2 protein-coding genes are annotated in these 2,045 nt (G+C 53.5%); both read left to right on the plus strand.

The genetic code is table 11. The features are described 5' to 3' along the window. The first annotated feature begins 16 nt into the window (after window positions 1-16). Window positions 17-733 carry a DUF6318 family protein gene (locus HMPREF2928_RS06685; RefSeq protein WP_070687893.1) on the plus strand — a complete coding sequence of 239 codons (717 nt, stop codon included), beginning with the start codon at window positions 17-19 and terminating at the stop codon, window positions 731-733. Window positions 734-1,191: 458 nt separating this feature from the next. Continuing rightward, window positions 1,192-1,956, plus strand: coding sequence for a hypothetical protein (locus HMPREF2928_RS09280; protein ID WP_246823577.1), 765 nt, complete (start codon window positions 1,192-1,194; stop codon window positions 1,954-1,956). Window positions 1,957-2,045: the final 89 nt, after the last annotated feature.

Raw genomic sequence — 2,045 nt, forward strand, 5'->3', positions numbered from 1 at the left:
TAGGAGCGTATCTTCTATGGATTCGACCATCTTTAATCGCCGCACCCTGCTGGGTAGCGGCGCACTTGTGGGCTTGGGCGCCCTGCTAGCGGCGTGCGGCCAGCAGGCAAATAACGAGGCGGCAGCCACCGCCTCCGCCGCGCCGAGTGAGTCGGCTTCGGCGTCTGCAGCGGCATCTGACGCGGCTTCCGCTTCGACTACTCCAAGCCCGGTCATTACCCGCGGCTACTCGGGCGGGTCGAAGGCACCCGATGGGGAGTACCGTAAGGCCGACTGGCAGGGACCTGCACAGAATGTACCCAAGCCTCCTGTGCCCGAAGAGGGTTACCGCGAGAAGTCTATTTCCGGGCTGGAAAAGACTCTCCGGGCATGGATTCTGCATGAAAATTATTCAATCCAGACTGGAGACTACACTGAAACCCTTAAATTTTTGAGCCCATCCTTTACATCAGAGATTGATTTCTATAAAAAGATTTCTTCCCTGTACCAACGAGGTGGCTGGGTTGTAGCTGGAACCCATAATTTTATTGCCAATGGTGCTCCATGGTCTGAGGGCGGGGAGACCTATATTTGGCGCGCCTACCGCCAGTGGACTTACGCTATGTATGTTGAGCCTGACGGCAGCTGGGAAAATCATGAAAATAGTGAAGATAACAACAATATGTGGGATATTAAATTGCGCCACAACGGAGACCGCTGGCTTGTAGAATCTACGACAAAGGCCGAGAATTAGTAGATAACATGAAAAATATTACTAAAGCTACCATTATTTCTGCGGCTCTTATATTCTCAAATTTAGCTACAACTTGGGGGGTTGAGGGGGAATTTAGTTCATACTCTGAATGTGCCGCGAATAATCCAAATTCAGCACAAGTATGTGAGACTATTTTTATTAAATCCAGCCCTGATTCTAATTCTAATATTTCTAGAGGCTCTGACGGCAAGGTTTCTTCTGGCGGAGGTACTGTACGTAAAACCCAGGAAATAGAGTCAGCGGAAAAAGCAAAAACCCAAGTCCACGAATGGGAAAAGAGCCACAACCCCAGTGGTTTTGATGTCTACTCCTCCAAAAATACCCCTGGCGTCCTTTACTGCGTAACCTCTGGAGGAAAAGTCGGTATCTATAAACACACCAACCTCAGCCCGGAAACTGATGCAGGATTCATGGACCGCGGTCGCCCAGCAATGGGAATGCACAACCCCAGCAGCGCTAGCTGCATCCCCTCAGACATCAAGGCTGTTCAAGACACTAAATCCAAGGCAAACGATGGCCCCACCTGGGAACAAATGATGGCGCAAATCATTGAGGCCGCCCAATCGCTAGAGCCGGGCAAGCCGACCCTGCACCAGTCCTACAACAACCCCGCAGGCACTGGCCGAGCAGAAGGCGATCCCAACGTCTACAAGGGTGACCAGGTCAATTTCTATGTTGATGACGGTGGCCCCTACCGCCTTGAAGCAGACATGCTCGCCGGACACGTCGAAATTGAACTCATGCCCTCCTCGTACGTCATCGAGTACGGCAACGGCGACCAGGCAACCCACTACACCGCTGGTAAACCGGTCGCCACCTACCCTCGTGAACGTCCGCGACAAACGGAAACCAGCTACGCCTACCAGCGTTCCGGCAACTTCCACGCGTACGCGACCGTGCACTACACGGCTCGCTTCCGCGTGGATGGCGGACCCTGGCAGATGATGAAGGTGACTCCACAGGCAACCAGTGACCCGCTGCTAATCCGTGTGTGGTGGGTCGATGTGGGCCGCGTCGGCGGCACCTGCGATGAAGACGATACTCGTTGGGGCTGCAAGAACGACCCCACGATGGGTAAGAAGGATAATCCGAACCCGCGCCTACGCAAGGCTGATATCCGTACCGGTCAGCGTTGGCACCTGAACGATAGTGGTGATGGGGATACGGAGTATTCGCTGCACCGCGATTGGCCCGACATGTAAAGCCCCCCACTATGGGTCTTACGCTGAGAAGCCACATGTTTGCCGAGAAGCCACTTTGTTTGTGGCTTTTCGAAACACATGTGGCTTCT

The organism is Rothia sp. HMSC072B04 (genome assembly GCF_001813725.1).
Lineage (GTDB): Bacteria > Actinomycetota > Actinomycetes > Actinomycetales > Micrococcaceae > Rothia > Rothia mucilaginosa.